At 69.2% G+C, this 18736-nt stretch carries 10 protein-coding genes and 1 pseudogene; all 11 read left to right on the forward strand.

Annotated elements, in window-relative coordinates; translation table 11 throughout:
• Positions 1-69 precede the first annotated feature (69 nt).
• Positions 70-1722, forward strand: coding sequence for an alpha-L-fucosidase (locus ASD35_RS21720; protein WP_056877476.1), 1653 nt, complete (start codon positions 70-72; stop codon positions 1720-1722).
• A 29-nt stretch (positions 1723-1751) separates the two neighbouring features.
• Positions 1752-3668 carry a glycoside hydrolase family 97 protein gene (locus ASD35_RS21725; RefSeq protein WP_056877009.1) on the forward strand — a complete coding sequence of 639 codons (1917 nt, stop codon included), beginning with the start codon at positions 1752-1754 and terminating at the stop codon, positions 3666-3668.
• 21 nt (positions 3669-3689) lie between these two features.
• Positions 3690-4379: a FadR/GntR family transcriptional regulator gene (locus ASD35_RS21730; RefSeq protein ID WP_056877010.1), complete on the forward strand. Its 690-nt coding sequence runs from the start codon at positions 3690-3692 to the stop codon at positions 4377-4379.
• A gap of 346 nt (positions 4380-4725) precedes the next feature.
• Positions 4726-6858: a sialidase family protein gene (locus ASD35_RS21735; RefSeq protein ID WP_056877011.1), complete on the forward strand. Its 2133-nt coding sequence runs from the start codon at positions 4726-4728 to the stop codon at positions 6856-6858.
• Positions 6859-6877: 19 nt separating this feature from the next.
• A complete protein-coding gene (locus ASD35_RS21740) occupies positions 6878-8452 on the forward strand; it encodes a cellulase family glycosylhydrolase (protein WP_157275702.1) in 1575 nt (524 codons plus the stop codon).
• Between the two features lie 224 nt (positions 8453-8676).
• Positions 8677-11244: a glycoside hydrolase family 3 C-terminal domain-containing protein gene (locus ASD35_RS21745; RefSeq protein WP_157275703.1), complete on the forward strand. Its 2568-nt coding sequence runs from the start codon at positions 8677-8679 to the stop codon at positions 11242-11244.
• On the forward strand, positions 11241-14186 hold the full coding sequence (locus tag ASD35_RS21750) for a TIM-barrel domain-containing protein (protein ID WP_082580341.1): 2946 nt from the start codon (positions 11241-11243) through the stop codon (positions 14184-14186). The genes ASD35_RS21745 and ASD35_RS21750 overlap by 4 nt, the downstream gene beginning before the upstream one ends.
• A 14-nt stretch (positions 14187-14200) precedes the next feature.
• Complete coding sequence (locus ASD35_RS27425) at positions 14201-14341, forward strand: hypothetical protein (protein ID WP_157255999.1); 141 nt, start codon at positions 14201-14203, stop codon at positions 14339-14341.
• Positions 14342-14363: 22 nt separating this feature from the next.
• Positions 14364-16412 carry a beta-galactosidase gene (locus tag ASD35_RS21755; protein ID WP_056877012.1) on the forward strand — a complete coding sequence of 683 codons (2049 nt, stop codon included), beginning with the start codon at positions 14364-14366 and terminating at the stop codon, positions 16410-16412.
• 37 nt (positions 16413-16449) lie between these two features.
• Complete coding sequence (locus ASD35_RS21760) at positions 16450-18396, forward strand: sialate O-acetylesterase (protein WP_162254503.1); 1947 nt, start codon at positions 16450-16452, stop codon at positions 18394-18396.
• 40 nt (positions 18397-18436) lie between these two features.
• A pseudogene (locus ASD35_RS27835) lies at positions 18437-18736 on the forward strand (hypothetical protein); the annotation flags it as partial.

The raw sequence follows: 18736 nt of genomic DNA on the forward strand, positions 1-18736 counted from the left end.
CTCGGCGCCCGCACTTCTCTCCAGCGCGGGAGGCAATGGCCTCCCGCGCATTTCTCCTTCATGACCGACATGAATTCAAAATCCGTCGCCCCCTGGACCCGCCGCTCCTTCCTCAGCGCCGCGGCCGCCACCGCAGGCGCCACCGGACTGACCGTCGCCCAGGCCGCACCCGCGCCCTTCCAGCCCACCTGGGACTCCCTCGTCGACGGCTACCGCACGCCCGACTGGTTCCGCGACGCCAAGTTCGGCATCTGGGCGCACTGGAGCGCGCAATGCGTGCCGGAGATGGGCGACTGGTATGCCCGCAGCATGTACATCCAGGGCAACTGGCAGTACGAGCACCACCTGAAGACCTATGGCCACCCGGCCGACGTCGGCTTCATGGAGATGAACAACCGCTGGAAGGCCGAGAACTGGGACCCGGAAGCCCTGCTCGACCTCTACGCCAAGGCCGGCGCCAAATACTTCGTCGCCCTGGCCAACCATCACGACAACTTCGACAACTACAACTCCAAGTACCACGCCTGGAACAGCGTGCGCGTCGGCCCCAAGCGCGACCTGATCGCCGGCTGGGCCAAGGCAGCCCGCGCCCGCGGCCTGCGCTTCGGTGTCAGTAACCACTCGGCTCATGCCTGGCACTGGTTCCAGACCGCCTACGGCTACGACGCCGAAGGCCCGCGCGCTGGCCAGCGCTACGACGCCTTCCGCCTGAGCAAGGCCGACGGCAAGGGCAAGTGGTGGGAAGACCTGGACCCCCAGGATCTCTACGGCGGCCGCAACATCGTCATCCCCGACGGCTTTCGCACCGCGCGCTCCGCCAACGCCTGGCACGAGGAGAACGACCGCTACTGGGACGAGAAGGCGCCGCTGCAGAACCCGGCCTTCACGCGCCAGTGGTTCCTGCGCTGCCGCGACCTGATCGACAGCTACAAGCCCGACCTCGTCTACTTCGACAACTCCGGCCTGCCGCTGGGCCAGGCCGGCCTGGACATCGCGGCCCACTACTACAACGCCAGCATGGCCTGGAACGACGGCCGCCTGGAAGCCGTCATCAACGCCAAGGTGCTGCCGCCCGAGCGCCGCCCCGGCCTCGTCGAGGACGTGGAGCGCGGCTTTCGCGAAGGCATCGAGCCCCTGCCCTGGCAGACCGACACCTGCATCGGCGACTGGCACTACAACCGCGGCATCTTCGAGGGCCACCACTACAAGCCGGCCGGCACCGTCATCCACCGCCTCTGCGACATCGTCTCCAAGAACGGCAACCTGCTGCTGTCGGTGCCGGTGCGCGGCGACGGCAGCATCGACGCGGACGAGCGCAAGATCGTCGAGGACATCGGCGTCTGGATGGCGCGCAACGGCGAGGCCATCCACGGCACACGACCCTGGCGCGTCTACGGCGAAGGCCCCACGCGCGTCAGCGGCGGCATGTTCAGCGAAGGCAATTCCCAGCCGATGACGCCCGACGACATCCGCTTCACGGCCAAGGGCGGCGCCCTCTACGCCATCGCCCTGGGCTGGCCCAAGGACGGCGTCATGCGCATCCAGACCCTGGCCGAGGAATCGGCCGTCGCACCCGGCTCCATCGACAGCATCGTGGCCCTCGGCTCGGGTGACAGCCTGAGCTTCAAGCGCACCCGCCGTGGCCTGGAGGTCAAGCTGCCCGAAGGCCTTGCCGGCGCACCGGCCGTGGCCGTGAAGATCCGCGGCACCGGTCTGGTCTGAAGACGAAGAAACCGCAAGACACCCCGAACATGCACAAGACCACCCGCATCGCCGCCGCCCTCCTCGCCTTGGCCGCCTCCGGCGCCCAGGCCGCCGACCTCGTCATCGCCTCGCCCAACGGCAGCATCAGCCTGCGCATCGCCGACGATGCCAGCAGCTTCAGCATCGTCCGCAAGGGCGAGACCGTCATCGCGCCCTCGCCCCTCGGCCTGGAACTGGACGGCCAGCCCGCCTTCGGCCTGCTGAGGCTGGAATCGCGCCAGGACACGAAGGAAGACCGCGTCATTCCACTCGTCGCCACCAAGGCCGCCACGGCGCGCGACCACTACGCCGGCACGACGCTGGCCTTCCGCGAAGCCGCCGGTCCGCGCCGCCGCGTCTTCATGGACGTCCGTGCCTATGACGACGGCGTCGCCTTCCGCTACCGCCTCGACGGCACGGAGCCGGTCAAGCTGCGCAGCGAGCGCACGGCCTTCGTGCCGGCGGGCGACGCGTCCTGCCTGCTGACGCCGGTCGACGGTGGTCACGAGGCGCAGTTCGAACGCCATCGCGTCTCCGAGCTCAAGGCCGATGCCGCCTTCGACATGCCCGTGGTCTGCGCCACCCCGTCGGGCCGCACCCACTACGCCATCACGCAGGCCCACCTGCAGGGCTACACCGGGGCGTCGTTCCGCCGCGAGGGCGAGGCGCTGCGCCTGCAGCTGTCCGGCGTGCCGGGGCGCCAGGGCCCCGCCTTCGTTTCGACGGGCGGGCTGACGACCGCCTGGCGCGCCGTCATGATGGCCGACCGCGCCGGCGACCTGATCCCTTCGCAACTGGTCGGCAATCTCAACCCGGCGCCGGCCGGCGACTTCAGCTGGGTCAAGCCCGGCAAGACGTCATGGGACTGGTGGTCGGGCCCGCTGGAAGGCGTCAAGCCCGACCTGGCCGCCTACAAGCGCTTCATCGATTTCGCGGCCGAGTCCGGCTTCGCCTACCACCTGATCGATGCCGGCTGGTCCTTCGGTGCCGGCCCCTGCTGCGACCCGCTGCCGACGACCGACATCGCCCGTGCCGCCGACGGCATCGACATGCCTGCCCTGGCGCGCTACGCGGCCGATAAAGGCGTGGGCCTGCTGTTGTGGGTCCACTGGCAGCACCTGGACCCGCGCATGGACGAGGTGCTCGACACCTATGCGCGCTGGGGCATCAAGGGCATCAAGGTCGACTTCATGAACCGCGACGACCAGGACATCGTCAAGTTCTACGAGCGTGTCGCCGAGGCCACGGCCAAGCGCCAGATGCTGCTGGACATGCACGGCGCCTACGTGCCGGCCGGCCTGCAGCGCACCTATCCCAACTACATCACACAGGAAGGGGTGCTGGGTGCCGAGTGGAACAAGATGGACCGGCGTGTCACGCCGCGGCACAACTTGATGCTGCCCTACACGCGCATGCTCACGGGGCCGATGGACTACACGCCCGGCGGCTTCCGCAACGCGACGCCGGCCACCTACGAGATCCGCGCCGTCATGCCGCAGACCCAGACCACGCGCGGCCAGGCGCTGGCCATGTACGTCGTCTACGACAGCCCGCTGCAGATGGTCTCCGACGACCCCGCCAACTACCGCGGCGAGGCCGGCTTCGATTTCATCAAGCGCGTGCCCACCGCCTGGGACGAAACGCGCTTCATCTCCGGCGAACCCGGCGAGGACATCGTGCTGGCGCGCCGCCGCGGCAAGACCTGGTACCTCGGCGCAATGACAAGCGAGCAGGCCCGCACCGAGAAGGTGTCGCTCGGCTTCCTGCCCCCTGGGCGCTGGAAGGCCACGGTCTGGCAGGACGGTGAAGAGGTCCGCGAAGTGCGCCGCACGCAGCGCATGGTGACGAACAAGGACGTGCTCAGCCTGGCGCTGGCCGCGGCCGGCGGCGCAGCAGTGGTGCTGGAGCCGACGCCGGCCCCATGACCCACGGGGACGCAACCAGCCATGCTGCACTCTGATCAAAGCGCCGATCCGCCCCGCCAATACCGTCTGGTCGCAGCACAAATCCGTGCGTTGATCGACATGGATCGAATCAGACCCGGAGCGCGGCTGCCTCCCGAGCGGGAGATGGCTCAGCAGTTCGGTGTATCCCGCCAAGTCGTGCGGGAAGCGCTGGTCGCTCTTGAATTCGAAGGCGAAGTCGAGATCCGCGCAAGTTCGGGTGCCTACGTCTGCGGAGTGGACAAGGGAAATGCCGTTCAGCCGCGGCTCGGCCGGTCCCCTGCGGAACTCATCCAAGCGCGCGTCGTGTTGGAGCGCGCCATCATCACGCTCGCGGCGAGCCGCGTCAGCCAGCCGGGCCTTCTGCGCGTCGGCGCCGCGTTACAGGGGATGCGCGAGGATCTCGACCGTGGTCGGCCCCCGCTCGCGGCAGACCGGCAATTCCATCTGAGCATTGCCGAGATGGGAGGCTGCGACGCCCTTATCGGTGTCGTAGCGACGCTGTTCGACAGGTTTCACAGCGCGATCCCATCGCGTCACGTTTGCGATGAGGGCCTGACCAGCTGGCGAGCGGCCCTGATTGAACACGAGGCGATCTTTCAGGCCCTCAAAGCGCGCGATCCCATCACCGCCGACGCAGCACTTTGCAGCCATCTGCTCGCTGCTCGCAACCGTTCGACAGGCCTCTCCTAGAGCTCCGGCCTTCGAACAGCTGCAGGCCGCTTGCGCGAGTCATTGTCACAACAAGAAGAGTTCTCGGGCGCCATCCCACAGCACTCCGAGATCCATGAACCGAACCACGGCTATCTCCATGAAATACAGCACACAACTCACCGTTCTTTCCATCGTCGGCGCGACCCTGGTTGCGGGATGCGGCGGCGGCGGCAGCGGCGATACGCCAGCTCCTGCTCCTCCTCCGATTTCCGGTCCGGCCCCTGCACCCGCACCCGCACCCGCACCCGCACCCGCACCCGCGCCGGCACCGGCCCCCGCACCTGCGCCCGCGCCTGCGCCCGCTCCAGCCACCTCCTGGAAGAGCGTGAAGTTCGGCGGCGGCGGCTACGTCACCGGCCTCGTCTTCCATCCGACCACCAGCAACCTGCTGTACGCCCGCACCGACATCGGCGGCGCCTACCGCTGGAACCAAGCCACTTCGTCCTGGACGCCCATCACCGACGGCATCGGCTTCGGCGGCGGAGAAAACCGCTTCCATGGCATCGAGAGCCTGGCCGTCGACCCCAACGACGACCGGCTCGTCTACATGGCCGCCGGCATGTACACCTTCGAGGGCAATGCCCGGATGTATATGTCCAGCGACCGGGGCGACAACTGGACTCACGTTGACGTGCCCTTCGCGATGGGCGGCAACAACCCCGGCCGAGCCATGGGTGAGCGCCTCGCGGTGGACCCCAACAAGCCCACGACCCTGTACTTCGGCTCACGCCTCGCCGGCCTCTGGAAGAGCACCGACTCTGCAAAGACCTGGACCCAGGTGACCTCGCTCTCCTCGGTCCAGATGACGACCGCACAGGGTTATGGGAATGGCGTTTCCGTGGTCGTCTTCGACACCGGCACCAAGGGCAGCGGTACGGCCACCCCCACCATCTATGCCGCCATCTCGCCCGACTACGTCAGTGCAGCCAACCTGACGTCCAGCCTGTACCGGTCCACCGACGCCGGTGCAACCTGGAGCGCCGTGCCCACCCCGGTCACCGGCATGTACATCCCGCACATGGTGCGCGCTGCCGACGGCATGTTCTATGTCGGCTTCACCGCCGCCGCCGGCCCTGGCGCTGGTGGCCCGGGCCGCCTCTACAAGTTCGACGGCAGCACCTGGACGCTGCTCAAGAGTGAAGACCCGACGCAGTGGACGAGCTACGGCATCGGCAGCGTGTCGGTCTCCGGCAGCGGCGCCACCACGCGCATCGCGCTGGGCGTCAGCAACTCCTGGGGCGGCGGCGAGATCGTGCAGCTGTCTGACGATGCCGGCAAGTCCTGGCGCGAGATCGAGGTCGGCACCTCCGGCGAGACTGCGTCCGGCTGGGTCGACGACATCGAGATCGACCCGTCCAACCCCGACCACATCCTGCACGTGCACGGCGGCGGCATCATCGAGACCACGAACGCTTCCGCAGCGAAACCGACCTGGAAAGGCACGGTCGCCGGCCTCGAGGAAACCGCAACCCTGGCCCTCGTCACGCCGCCCGCTGGTGCGTCGTACAACTTCGTCAACAGCGCGGGCGACGTCGGCCTGTGGGTCCAAACCGACCTCACGAAGCCGCCGACGCTCGGCCCCGGTCTCGGCTGGAGCAATGGCTACTCGGCCGACATGGCCTGGACCGAACCGAACTACATCGCCGGCTTCGGCATGACCAACGGCGACGCCAAGGTCAAAGGCTACTGGTCGGGCGACGCGGGCAAGACCTGGTCCTTCTTCTCCAGCCTGCCTGCAGGCGCGCAGCAGAACCAGGGCGGCAGCCTTGTGGTGACGTCCCGGAACAACCTGGTCTGGGCCCCGTCCAACTCGGTGCCGTCCTACAGCACGAACAACGGCGCGAGCTGGGTCGCCACCAACCTGCCGCCTCTGGCGACCATTGGCGCCGGTGGCTGGAGTCGTGGCTATCTGCTGGTCGCCGACCGTCAGAACCCGAACAAGGTCTATGCCTATGACTCGGGCGGCGCCACGTGGAGCAACCTGCCGTCCATCGTCTACATCTCGACGAATGGCGGCAAGACGTTCACGGCAAGCCCGGGCATGGCGTCGGCCAAGATGGCTTCCGACGCCTACGGGTCCACCTTCATGGCGGTCAACCCCAACGTGGAAGGCGACCTCTGGGTGGCGGACGGCAACACCGTGCACCACTCGGTCGACTCCGGCACCAGCTGGACGAAGATCGCAGGTTTCGCGTCCGCCAACGGCGCATCGGGCGCCAGCCTGATCGCCTTGGGCAAGGCGGCGCCGGGCGCCACCTACACGGCGGCGGTCTACGTGGTGGGTGTGAGGAACGGCGTCTGGGGCGTCTGGCTTTCCAACGATGCCGGCGCCACCTGGACGCGCTTCAACGACGACGCCCACCAGTTCGGCGGCATCGGCGTGATGGCGGCCGATCACAGCGTCTACGGGCGTATCTACGTCAGCGGCACCGGCCGGGGCCTGCTGTACAGCAACTGAAACCGACTGCTCACCGTCTATGTCTCCACTCATCCTGCGCCCGCTCGCGGTGGCCCTGTTGTCCCTTGGCTTAACCGCGCCCTCCGATGCCACACCGCCCGCGCCCCGCCAGGTCGCTCTGGACCTCGCGGCGGCCAACAAGCCCATGGACCGCTTCTTCGACCTGGCCGTCGGCGCCGACTATCCCGGCACCACCGGCCGGCCCGAGAACCTCGCGCAACTCAAGACCGCAGTGGACGAGCTGGGCTTTCGCTACCTGCGCTTCCACGACATCTTCCACGACACCTACGGCACGGTGAAGAAGGACGGCGACAAGCTCGTCTTCGACTGGACGGCCATCGACAAGCTCTACGACGCCATGCTGGCGCGCGGCATCAAGCCCTTCATCGAGCTGGGCTTCACGCCTACCGTCATGCGGACCTCGCCGCTGACCATCTTCTACTGGAAGGGCAACACCTCGCATCCGCAGCTGGGCCCCTGGGCCGAGCTGATCGACGCCTTCGTGCGCCACCTGATCCAGCGCTACGGCATCGACGAGGTGCGCAAGTGGCCGTTCGAGGTGTGGAACGAACCCAACCTGAAGGACTTCTGGGAGAACGCCGACCAGAAGGCCTACTTCGATCTGTATGTGAACACCGCGCGCACGATCAAGAAGATCGACCCCACGCTGAAGGTGGGAGGCCCGTCCACCGCCGGCGCGGCCTGGGTGCCTGAGTTCCTGGCCTTTGCCAAGGGCAACGGCGTGCCGGTGGACTTCGTCACCACGCACACCTATGGCGTGACCGAGGGCTTCCTCGACGAGTTCGGCAAGTCCGACCGCATCCTGGCCACCGACCCCAATTCCATCATTGGCGACGTGCGCCGCAACCGCCAGGAGATCGAGGCCTCGCCCTTCCCCGGCATCCCGCTCTACATCACCGAATGGAGCACCAGCTACAACCCGCGTGACAAGGTGCATGACAGCCATGTCAGCGCGCCGTGGATGCTCAACAAGCTGGTCGGCACGCGCGGCTACGCCCAGGCCATGAGCTACTGGACCTACAGCGACCTCTTCGAGGAGCCGGGCCCGCCGAGCGCCGCCTTCCACGGCGGCTTCGGCCTCATGACGCGCGACGGCGTGCGCAAGCCGAGCTGGTTCGCCTACAAATACCTCAACGCGCTGCGCGGCAACGAGATCCCGAGCACCGACGACAAGGTGCTGGCGGCGGTGGACGGCGACAAGACCGCCGTGCTCGCCTGGGACTGGCAGCACCCCGACCAGGGCCAGAACAGCAACGGCACCTTCTTCGGCAAGCCGGTGCCCAACGGCCCGGCGCAGCCGGTCAAGCTGGCGCTGCGCAACCTCAAGCCCGGCAACTACCAGCTGGCGCTGCACCGCACCGGCCACAAGACCAACGACGCCTACACCGCCTATCTCGAAATGGGCGCGCCCAAGGACCTGAGCGCCGAACAGCTCGCCAAGCTGCAGTCGCTGACGCGCGACGTGCCCGAGGTGAAGCGCACCGTCAAGGTCGGCAAGGACGGCCTGTTCAAGTTCACCGTGCCCATGCGCAGCAACGACATCACGCTGATGACGCTGCAGCCTGCGAAATGAAGCCCCTCGCCCATCCTCGCGTCGCTGAACGCGAGCGAGTCTGGTCGGTCCCCCTAGGGGACGGCGATGCTCGCGGCATCCAGCCGCGAGCACATCGCCAGCGCGGGCCGGCTTGGGAGCGGCCCGGCGCTCGGCCCGCAGGGAAAACTGCGCGCCACCTTCTGGCGAGTCTCCTGACGCTGTCGCTGGCCAGCGGCTTGACAGCCGCGTCGGCAAGCCCATCCATGCAGCAGGCCCGTGCCCTCGTGGCGCAGATGACGCTAGCCGAGAAGGCCAGCCAGCTGCAGCACGAGTCGCCGGCCATCCCGCGCCTGCAGGTCCCCGCCTACAACTGGTGGAGCGAGGGCCTGCATGGCGTGGCGCGTGCCGACATCGCCACTGTCTTTCCGCAGGCCATCGGCCTTGCCGCGACCTGGGACACGCCGCTGGCGAAGCGCGTCGGCGACGTCGTCAGCACTGAGTTCCGCGCCAAGTTCCTGAACACGGTCGGTGCGGACGGCTCGTCGGGCATCTACCGCGGCCTGACGGTGTGGTCGCCCAACGTCAACATCTTTCGCGATCCCCGCTGGGGCCGCGGCCAGGAGACCTTCGGCGAAGACCCGCTGCTGACCTCGCGCATGGGCGTGGCCTTCATCCAGGGCCTGCAGGGGCCGGATGCGAACCAGCCCCGCGTGTCGGCCGCCGTCAAGCACCTGGCCGTGCACAGTGGCCCCGAAGCCGACCGCCACAAGGAGGACGTCCATGTGTCGCCCCGCGACCTCGTGGACACCTATCTGCCGGCTTTCCATGCGGCCGTCACCGAAGGCCGGGCCGAGTCGGTCATGTGCGCCTACAACGCCGTGGACGGCGTGCCCGCCTGCGCCAGCGAGCTGCTGCTGCAGCACTACCTGCGCGACGAGTGGAAGTTCCAGGGCCATGTGGTGTCCGACTGCGGCGCCGTGGCCGACATCCACATGGACTGGGCGCACAAGCATGTGAAGACACCCGAGGAGGCCGTGGCCCTGACCGTGCGCGCCGGCACCGACCTGATCTGCGACTTCGGCAGCAACCCGACCGCCCAGCCCGCCACGACCGTGGCCGCCGTGCAGAAGGGCCTGCTCAGCGAAGCGGAACTGGACCGCGCGCTGCACCGCCTGTTCGACGTGCGGCTGCGTCTGGGGCTGCTGGCTCCCGCGGGGCAGCGCCCCTTCCCCGAGATCACCGCCCGCGACTTCGACACGCCTGCGCACCGCGCCCTCAACCTCGAGACGGCCCGCCGCTCGCTGGTGCTGCTGAAGAACGACGGCCTGCTGCCGCTGAGGGCTGCGCCCAAGCGCATCGCCGTCATCGGCCCCAACGCCGACAGCGTGGACGCGCTGGTGGGCAACTACAACGGCACGCCGTCCAAGCCCGTCACGCTGCTGGCGGGCCTGAAGGCGCGCTACCCGCGAGCACGCATCGACTTCGTCGAAGGCACCGGCTGGGTGGCGCCGCCGCTGGAGGACGTGCCGGCAGCCAGCCTGTGCGCCGACGCCGCCTGCAGCCGCGCCGGGCTGAACTTCGAGCGATTCGCCAACCTCAAGCTCGAGGGCTCGCCGACGTCGTCGGCGGTGACACAGCAGGGCGTCTTCAAATGGGGCTGGCCGGAGCGCTACGACCGCAAGGAATCGGCACGCTGGAGCGGCTTCCTGCGCGCCGGTGAAAGCGGCGAGCACGTGCTGCGGCTCAAGGGCAACAACGGCTACCGCATCTGGATCGACGGCGAGCTGGTGGTGGACCTGTGGGACATCGCCTGGCCCACGGCCAAGCGCGGCGCGACGCTGAAGGCCGGCCAGACTTACGCCGTGCGCGTGGAGGCGATGCAGACCGGCTGGGAGGGCGAGCAACGCCTGCAATGGAGCCGCCCTGGCGCGAACGACGAGGCCGCGCTGGCCGCTGCCCGCGAGGCCGACGTGGTGGTGTTCGCCAGCGGCCTGACCTGGGAACTCGAGGGCGAAGAGATGACGGTGATGGCCCCGGGCTTTGCCGGCGGCGACCGCACCCGCATCGACCTGCCCGCGCCGCAGCTGGCGCTGCTGGAGCGCCTGGCCTCGCTGGGCCGCCCGCTGGTGGTGGTGAACTTCAGCGGCAGCCCGATGGCCTTCGGTGGCGTCACGCAGAAGCTGCCCGCCATCGTGCAGGCCTGGTATCCCGGCGGCGAAGGTGGCCAGGCCGTGGCCGAACTGCTGGCCGGCGACTTCAGCCCGTCCGGCCGGCTGCCGCTGACCTTCTACCGCTCGGCCGACCAGCTGCCGCCGTTCAAGGACTACGGCATGCAGGGTCGCACCTACCGCTGGTTCAAGGGCGAGGCGGAGTTCCCGTTCGGCCATGGCCTCAGCTATGCGCACTTCGGCTACACGCAGGCCAAGCTGCAACGCAGCCGCGTGAGCGCCGGGCAGGGCGCTCAACTGAGCGTGCTGCTGAAGAACGACAGCCCGCGCGACGCCGCCGAGGTGGTGCAGGTCTATGCCCGCCGTACCGGTGCCATGGCGCCGGAACGCACGCTGGTGGCCTTCCAGCGCGTCGCGCTGCGCGCCGGCGAATCGCGCCGGCTCAGCTTCGCGCTGGACGCCAAGGCGCTCAGCGTGGTGCAGGCCGACGGGCGGCGCGTCGTGGAACCCGGGCCGGTGGCGCTGTGGGTCGGCGGTGGCCAGCCGGTGACCGCAGGCACCGGCGTGCGCGCCCCGGGGCAGAAGCTGTTGCTGCAGGTCAGCGGCCGCGCCGAGCTGCCGGCCTTCGGTCGAACCGTGATGCATCTGGAGACTCGTGAATGAAACGCCGTGACCTCTTCGGCCTGATGGCCTGCGCCTCGGCAGGCGCGCTGGCAGCACCCGCTGGCCATCCTTCCTCCTCGCCCTCGGCCCTGGACGCCGCAGGCCAACTCCGCGCCCTCCCGCTGGACGGGCCGGCCGATGGCTTCGCCTGGCGGCGCGTGGCCGAGGGCCTGCTGTTCCGCGTCGCCGGGCTGACCAAGAGCGTGCTGTTCTACGGCCCGGGCCTGGTGCGCGTGGCAGCCCACCTGGGCCAGGCGCACACCGCCCAGCCCAGCCTGGTCGTCGTGGCCAGGCCGCAGGCCGTCGCCTTCGACGTGCAGGACGCCAACGACCAGCTCACGCTGGCCGGCGCCGGCCTGCGCGTGACGGTGGACAAGCGCAGCGGCGCGCTGGCCTTCTTCACCGCCGACGGCCGGCTGCTGACGCGCGAGCGCGCCACGGCGCCCACCGAGTTGCAGCGCGTCGAGATCAGCGGCAGCCCGAGCTACGCGCTGACGCAGACCTTCACGCTGACGCCCGACGAATCGCTGTACGGCCTGGGCCAGTACAACCAGCCCTACATGGACTACCGCGGACGCGAGGTGCTGATGGTGCAGACCAACATCGGCATCGTCGTGCCCTTCATGGTCTCGACGCGCCGTTGGGGGCTGCTGTGGGACGTCTACTCGAAGATGAACTTCAGCGACCGGCCCGAGGGCGCCACCTTCCGTGCCGAGAGCGCGCCCGCCGGAGCGGACTACTACCTCGTCGCCGGGGACGACATGGACGCCGTGATGGCCGGCTACCGCCAGCTCACCGGCGCGGCGCCGATGTTCCCCAAGGCCGCCTTCGGCCTCTTCATGAGCAAGGAGCGCTATCACACGCAGCAGCAGCTGCTGGACGTCGTGCGGCACTTCCGTGCCGAGCACTTCCCGCTCGACTACATCGTGCAGGACTGGCAGTACTGGGGCGGCGAGAAGAACGGGGTGTGGGACGGCCGATGGAGCGGCATGGTCTGGGACGCCGAACGCTTCCCCGACCCCGCCGCGATGACGCGCGAGCTGCACGGCCCGCTGCAGTGCAAGCTGATGGCCTCCATCTGGCCCGGCGTCGGCAACGACACGGCGCTGGCCCGCGAACTGGACGCCAAGGGCCTGCGCTTCGAGCCGCTGCACTGGATCTCCAAGAAGGCCCGCATCTATGACGCCTTCAGTCCCGAGGGCCGCCGCATCTACTTCAAGCACACGAAGAAGGGCCTGCTCGACGTCGGCGTCGATGCGCTGTGGATGGACGGCACCGAGGTCGAGGTCGGCGGCGCCGCGCACGACCCCGGCGAGGTCGAGGCCGACATCAAGCGGCTGGGCCGCAATGCGCTGGGCGACTTCACGCGCTACCTCAACGTCTACAGCCTCGTGACCACGCGCGGCGTCTACGAAGGCCAGCGCGCCGCCGGCCCGACGGCCAAGCGCGCGCTGACGCTGACGCGTTCGGCCTGGGCCGGGCAGCAGCGCTACGCCGCCCTGCCCTGGTCCGGCGACACGACGGCCTCCTGGGCCGCGCTGCGCCAGCAGATCGCCGGCGGCCTGAACGTCGGCATGGCCGGCCTGCCCTACTGGTCGCAGGACACGGGCGGCTTCTTCGTCAACCACGCCGGCGGCGAGCGCAACCCGGCGTGGCGCGAGCTCTATGCCCGCTGGAACCAGTTCGGCATCTTCAACCCGGTCTACCGCATCCACGGCACCAGCGTCGAGCGTGAGCCCTATCTGTTCAAGACGCTGGACCCGGCGGTCTACGGCTCGCTGCTGAGCGCCGCCCGTCTGCGCTACCAGCTGCTGCCCTACATCTACAGCCTGGCCTGGCGCAGCACGCAGGAGGGCTACATCATGATGCGCGGCCTGGCCATGGACTTCCCCGACCAGCCGGCGCTGCGCAAGCTGGACGACACCTACATGTTCGGCCCGGCCTTCCTGGTGCAGCCGATCACACGGGCGATGTTCCATGCGGAGTTGCCCCGGCCTGAGACGGTGCCGCCCACGCAGTTGCGCACGCCGGACGGCCAGCCCGGCCTGGTGCTGGCGTATTTCGAAGGCAAGGCCTTCGAGAAGCCGGCCAGCAGCACCGTCGACACGGTGATCGAGCACACCTGGCCCAACCCACCGCTGGGCAGCATCCCGCCGGGCCTCGCCAACCTGGACAGTTTCTCGGCACGCTGGACCGGCCAGCTCATCGCCATGGAAAGTGGCGAGCACGAGATCGGCGTCGAGGGCGACGACGGCTTCCGGCTGTGGCTGGACGACCAGCTCGTCGTCGACGACTGGGTCGTCGGCGGCGCGCGTTTCAACGGGCACCGCCTGACGCTGCGCGAAGGCCAGGTGTTGAAGCTGCGCATCGACTTCTTCCAGGCCGGCGGCGGTCGGGTGCTGCGCCTGGCCTGGCGCACGCCCAGCCAGCTGCGCGAGCTGGCCGCCGCCCAACCCAAGCTCGACCAGCGCCAGGCGACGCTGCTGCCGGCCGGCTGCGACTGGTTCGATTTCTGGACCGGCCAGCGGCACACCGGCGGCGGCAGCGTCACACGTGACTACGCCCTGGACCAGTTCCCGCTGTTCGTGCGCGCCGGGTCCCTGGTGCCGCTGGGGCCGGTGGTGGAACACACCGGCCAGAGCCTCGATGCGCCCTGGGAGATCCGCGTCTACCCGGGCGCCGATGGCCGCTTCACCCTCTACGAGGACGACGGCGAGACCTACCGCTACGAACGCGGCGAGCGCGCCACCACCGCCTTGCGCTGGGACGATGCGAGCCGCACGCTGCACATCGGCGTCCGCCAGGGCCGCTACCCCGGCATGGCCGGCCGCCGCGAGCTGCAGGTGCGCCTGATGGCGTCACCCGGTCAGGCCGAGCAGACCCGCACCGTGCCCTACCAGGGCCAAGCCGCCACGGTCCGTTTCGCAGTGCCCAAGCTTTGACGACAGGCGATCCGATGAATCCGATGCCCGACAAGCCGCTCTCCCGGCGCAAGGCCCTGCAAGCGGCCCTTGCCGGGTCGGCCGCGGCCAGCGCGATGGCACCGCCGCAGGATGTCGTCTGCACCGACCGCGCCACCGAGGCGAGGCTGGCCTGAAACCCATCGATCCAACCCGAACATGAAACTGAAGAGAAGCCTCATCGCCTGCACGCTGGCCCTGGCAGCGCTCAACCCCGCCCTGGCCCAGAGCGCCGAAGGCCATCCCGACTGGCCCGGCCCCGGCCAGCTGTTCGCCGGCACCTGCTACCAGCCCGTGGACCGCACGCTGGAGCAGGTCAAGCGCGACGTCGCGCTGATGAAGCAGTCCGGCTTCAAGGTCGTGCGCGTGGGCGACCTGTCCTGGGACTACTTCGAGCCCACCGAGGGCAAGTTCGAGTTCAAGCACTTCGACGCGGTGATGAACGAGATGCAGGCCGCCGGCATCAAGGTCATCCTCGACATCCCCGGCATCCCGGCCCCGATGTGGCTGCACCACAAATACCCCGTCGACATCGTCAACCAGGCCGGCACCCGCCTGGCGCCGGCCGAGCGCTACATGGACAACATCGGCGACCCCGACTACCGGCGCCTGGCCCGGCGCATGGCCGACACGCTGACCAAGCGCTACGCCAAGCACCCCGCGCTGCTGGCCGTGGGCTATGACAACGAGATCGGCAACGGCTACATCTCCTACTCCGAGGGCGACCGCAAGCGCTTCGTCGAATGGCTGAAGAAGCGCTACGGCAGCATCGACGCGTTGAACAAGGCCTGGGCGACGCAGCGCTGGTCGCGCCGCATCGGCACCTGGGACGAGGTGCGCCTGCCCTATGCCGACGGCCCCGGCCCGGCGGAGCGCTACCTGGACCTGCGACGTTTCTGGTCGGACATCACCATTGCGACGCTCGACGACCTGGAGGCCGTGCGTCGCAAGAACACGCCGGACAAGCCCACGCTGTCCAACTACTGGAGCTGGTCGGGCCGCAAGGGCTTCGACTTCCACGGCAGCTACCGCCAGCACACCACCTACGGCGCCATGGGCTTCTATGCCGGCGACCCGGTCAACGGCGGCTGGGAGGCCGCCCTCATCAAGGCCGGCATGACGACGCCGACCTGGTTCAACGAGTTCACTGCCGGCGGCCCGGGCCACTACGGCAGCAAGGGCTGGTCGCGCATGTGGTCGCATTTCGTGCTGCTGATGGGCGGCCAGGCGGCACTGGCGTGGACCTTCAACAGCCATCTCGGCGGTGAGGAGCAGGTGCTGATGGGTCTGCTCGACCATGACGACCGGCCCTCGTGGAAGCTGGCTGAATGGGCCCGCATCGCCAGCGACTACGCCAAGCTGGAGAAGCTCGGCTTCCCACGCAAGGTCGAGCCCAAGGTGGCCATCGCCTACTCCTTCGACAACGTCGCCGCCCACAGCGCCAACGGCCCGGCCAACAGCTCGCGCGATTACCTGAAGACGCACTACCAGAAGCAGGCCCTGGGCGCCTTCGAGCCGCTGCTCAAGGACAACATCGACGTCGCCGTCATCAAGCTGTCCTACGAGGACCTGAGCCGCTACCGCCTCATCGTCCTGCCGGGCATGTACCTGCTGGACAAGGCCTCGACCGAGGCGGTGCGCAAGTTCGTCGCCGATGGCGGCACGGTCATCATGACGGCGCAGTCGGCCAAGGTGAACGACAACAACCTATGGCACGCCACACCGCTGCCCGGCGGCCTGACGGACGTCTTCGGCCTGCGCACCAACGAGTTCGGCCAAGCGGCGGGCACGTTGAAGATCGGTGACGAGGAGGTCAAGAGCACGATCGAGCACTACGAGCTGCTGGAACCCTCCACTGCCGAAGTGCTGAGCCGCTTCAGCAACTTCGACGGCACGCCGCCTGCGATCACGGTCAACCGGTTCGGCAAGGGCCGCGCCATCTACCTCGCCACCCCGGCGCAGCCGCAGCTCATGAAGCCGCTGCTGCGCTCGCTCTACGCGAGCTTGGGGCTCGAACCGGGGCCGAAGACGCCCGACGGCGTGTTTGCGCGCGTCGTCGAGGGCCGCACGCTTTACGTCAACACCAACTGGTCGCCAGTGGAGGTTCCCATCTCCGGCGCGATGAAAGGCGTGCTCGGCGGCCAGCGCTGGGAAGGCAGCCTGAAGCTGGAGGCGCTGGGCGTGGAACTGCTGGAACCGCAACACTGAGATGAAGAACCGAAAGACGAGAACGAACCCAATGAAAATGAAAGCCCTGCCCCTCATGCTGGCCCTGCTGGCCGCCACCGCCCAGGCCGAAGTGCGCCTGTCCGAGGTCTTCGGCGAGCACATGGTGCTGCAGCGCGACCGCCCGCTGAACCTCTGGGGCCAGGCCACGCCCGGCCAGACGTTGACCGTTGACCTCGCCGGGCGCAAGGCCACGGCGCGTGTCGGTGCCGACGGCCGCTGGCGCGCGCAGTTGGCGGCGCTGCCGGCTGGCGGCCCGCACCGTCTCGTTGTCACGGGCGACAAGACCGTCGTGCTGAACGACATCCTGATCGGCGACGTCTGGCTGCTGGGCGGGCAGTCCAACATGGAATGGGTGCTGGCCGACACCGACACCGGCCCGCAGGAAGTGGCCTCGCCGCAGAACGCGCAGCTGCGCCACCTGCGCGTGCCGCACCGCGCCAGCGTCAAGGTCGAGGCCGATATCGCACCGGCCTCCTGGGTGGTTGCCGAGCCCGGCAGCGTCGGTGGGTTCAGCGCCGTCGGCTATCACTTCGCCAAGCAGATGCAGGCCGTGCAGGGCGTGCCCATCGGCCTCATCAACACCGCCTGGGGCGGCTCCATGCTGGAGACCTGGATGAGCCGCGAGGCCGCGCTGCGCGACCCCGACCTGGCGCCCTTCGTCAACAAGCTGCCCGCCGAGAACGCGTCCTTCGGCGCCGTGCTGGCCCAGCGCATGCTGCCGCGCATCGCCGCCTGGCAGCCAGGCCTGCCGCTGGACGGCGTGGATGCCTCGGGATGGTCGGCCGCTGCCGACATCGATGGCAAGTGGCCGACGCTGAAGGCCCCCGGCAACTGGGAAGGCCAGGGCCTGTACGACGTGGACGGCGTGGTCTGGATGCGCAAGCGCGTCGAGCTGACCGCCGCGCAAGCGGCCGGCGCCGCCACGCTGCACCTCGCCAAGGTGGACGACTGCGACGAGGTCTGGGTCAACGGCCAGAAGGTCGGTGGCCAGTGCGGCTGGGAGCTGCCGCGCCGCTACACGCTGCCTGCGGGCCTGCTCAAGGCCGGCGCGAATTGGATCGCCGTGCGCGTGACCGACAACGCCGGCGGCGGCGGCATCCACGGCGAGGCCGCCGACCTGCGGCTGGACACGGCGGCCGGCGCGGTCTCGCTGGCCGGCACGTGGCGCGCGCGCGTCGAGAAGATCGCGATGCCGGCCGGCCCGGTCGCCAACGATGCGCCGACGCTGGGCCACAACGGCCTGGTCGCGCCGCTGCAGGGCCTGTCCGTGAAGGGCGTGCTCTGGTACCAGGGCGAAGAGAACGCCGGGCGCGCGGCGGCCTATGCCGATGGCTTCAAGCGCCTGATCCAGGACTGGCGCGCCCAGTTCGCCGATCCCAAGCTGCCCTTCTTCTTCGTGCAGCTGGCGTCCTGGCTGCCGATGGCGGACAACCGGCCCGACGGCAACGGCTGGGCCGAGCTGCGCGCCAGCCAGGCCGCGGCGCTGAGCCTGCCCCACACCGGCATGGCCACGGCCATCGACATCGGCGACACGGTCGACATCCACCCGCGCAACAAGCGCACCGTCGGCCAGCGCCTGGCGGGACTCGCGATGCACGAGCTGGGCCTGCGCGCCGCGCCGGCCACGGGCCCGCGCCTGGTCGGCCAGCAAGCCAGGGGTGCTGAATTCGAGCTGCGCTTCGACACCACCGTCGGCGGCCTGCGCACGGCCCGCAGTGGCGAGCCGGTGCGCGGCTTCTACGTGGCCGGTGCCGACCGCCGCTGGCAGCCCGCCGAGGCGCGCCTCGACGGTGACCGCATCGTGCTGCGCAGCCCCGCCGTGCCGGCGCCCGTGGCGGCACGCTATGCCTGGGTCAACAACGCCAGCGAGGCCAACGTCGTCGGCGGCGACGGCCTGCCGCTGCCGCCGCTGCGCACCGATGACTGGCCGCTGGAATCCGCCAATCGGCGCTACGGTCGCTGAACCGCCAACACTTTCCCTCACCTCTCGACAGGAAATTTCCATGCATCCGCTGTTCCGACATGCTGCGCAGGCACTCGCCCTGCTCGGCTGCCTTGCCGCCGCACCCGCCCACGCCCACGAGACGCTCAAGCTCGACGCCGCCAAGCCCAACCTGGCGCCCACGCCGCCGATGGGCTGGAACTCCTGGAACAAGTTCGCCTGCAACGTCAGCGAGCAGTTGATCCGCCAGCAGGCCGACGCGATGGCCGCCTCCGGCATGAAGGACGCCGGCTACCAGTACATCGTCATCGACGACTGCTGGCAGAAGAGCCGCGACGCCGACGGCAACATCCAGGCCGAC

It is taken from the genome of Pelomonas sp. Root1444, assembly GCF_001426885.1.
In the GTDB taxonomy this organism is placed as follows: domain Bacteria; phylum Pseudomonadota; class Gammaproteobacteria; order Burkholderiales; family Burkholderiaceae_C; genus Pelomonas.

Excerpts from the sequence above, each read along its gene's own strand:
- ASD35_RS21720 (WP_056877476.1), top strand. The coding sequence starts at position 70 with ATGAATTCAAAATCCGTCGCCCCCTGGACCCGCCGCTCCTTCCTCAGC.
- ASD35_RS21725 (WP_056877009.1), top strand. The coding sequence starts at position 1,752 with ATGCACAAGACCACCCGCATCGCCGCCGCCCTCCTCGCCTTGGCCGCC.
- ASD35_RS21730 (WP_056877010.1), top strand. The coding sequence starts at position 3,690 with ATGCTGCACTCTGATCAAAGCGCCGATCCGCCCCGCCAATACCGTCTG.
- ASD35_RS21740 (WP_157275702.1), top strand. The coding sequence starts at position 6,878 with ATGTCTCCACTCATCCTGCGCCCGCTCGCGGTGGCCCTGTTGTCCCTT.
- ASD35_RS21745 (WP_157275703.1), top strand. The coding sequence starts at position 8,677 with ATGCAGCAGGCCCGTGCCCTCGTGGCGCAGATGACGCTAGCCGAGAAG.
- ASD35_RS21750 (WP_082580341.1), top strand. The coding sequence starts at position 11,241 with ATGAAACGCCGTGACCTCTTCGGCCTGATGGCCTGCGCCTCGGCAGGC.
- ASD35_RS27425 (WP_157255999.1), top strand. The coding sequence starts at position 14,201 with ATGAATCCGATGCCCGACAAGCCGCTCTCCCGGCGCAAGGCCCTGCAA.
- ASD35_RS21755 (WP_056877012.1), top strand. The coding sequence starts at position 14,364 with ATGAAACTGAAGAGAAGCCTCATCGCCTGCACGCTGGCCCTGGCAGCG.
- ASD35_RS21760 (WP_162254503.1), top strand. The coding sequence starts at position 16,450 with ATGAAAGCCCTGCCCCTCATGCTGGCCCTGCTGGCCGCCACCGCCCAG.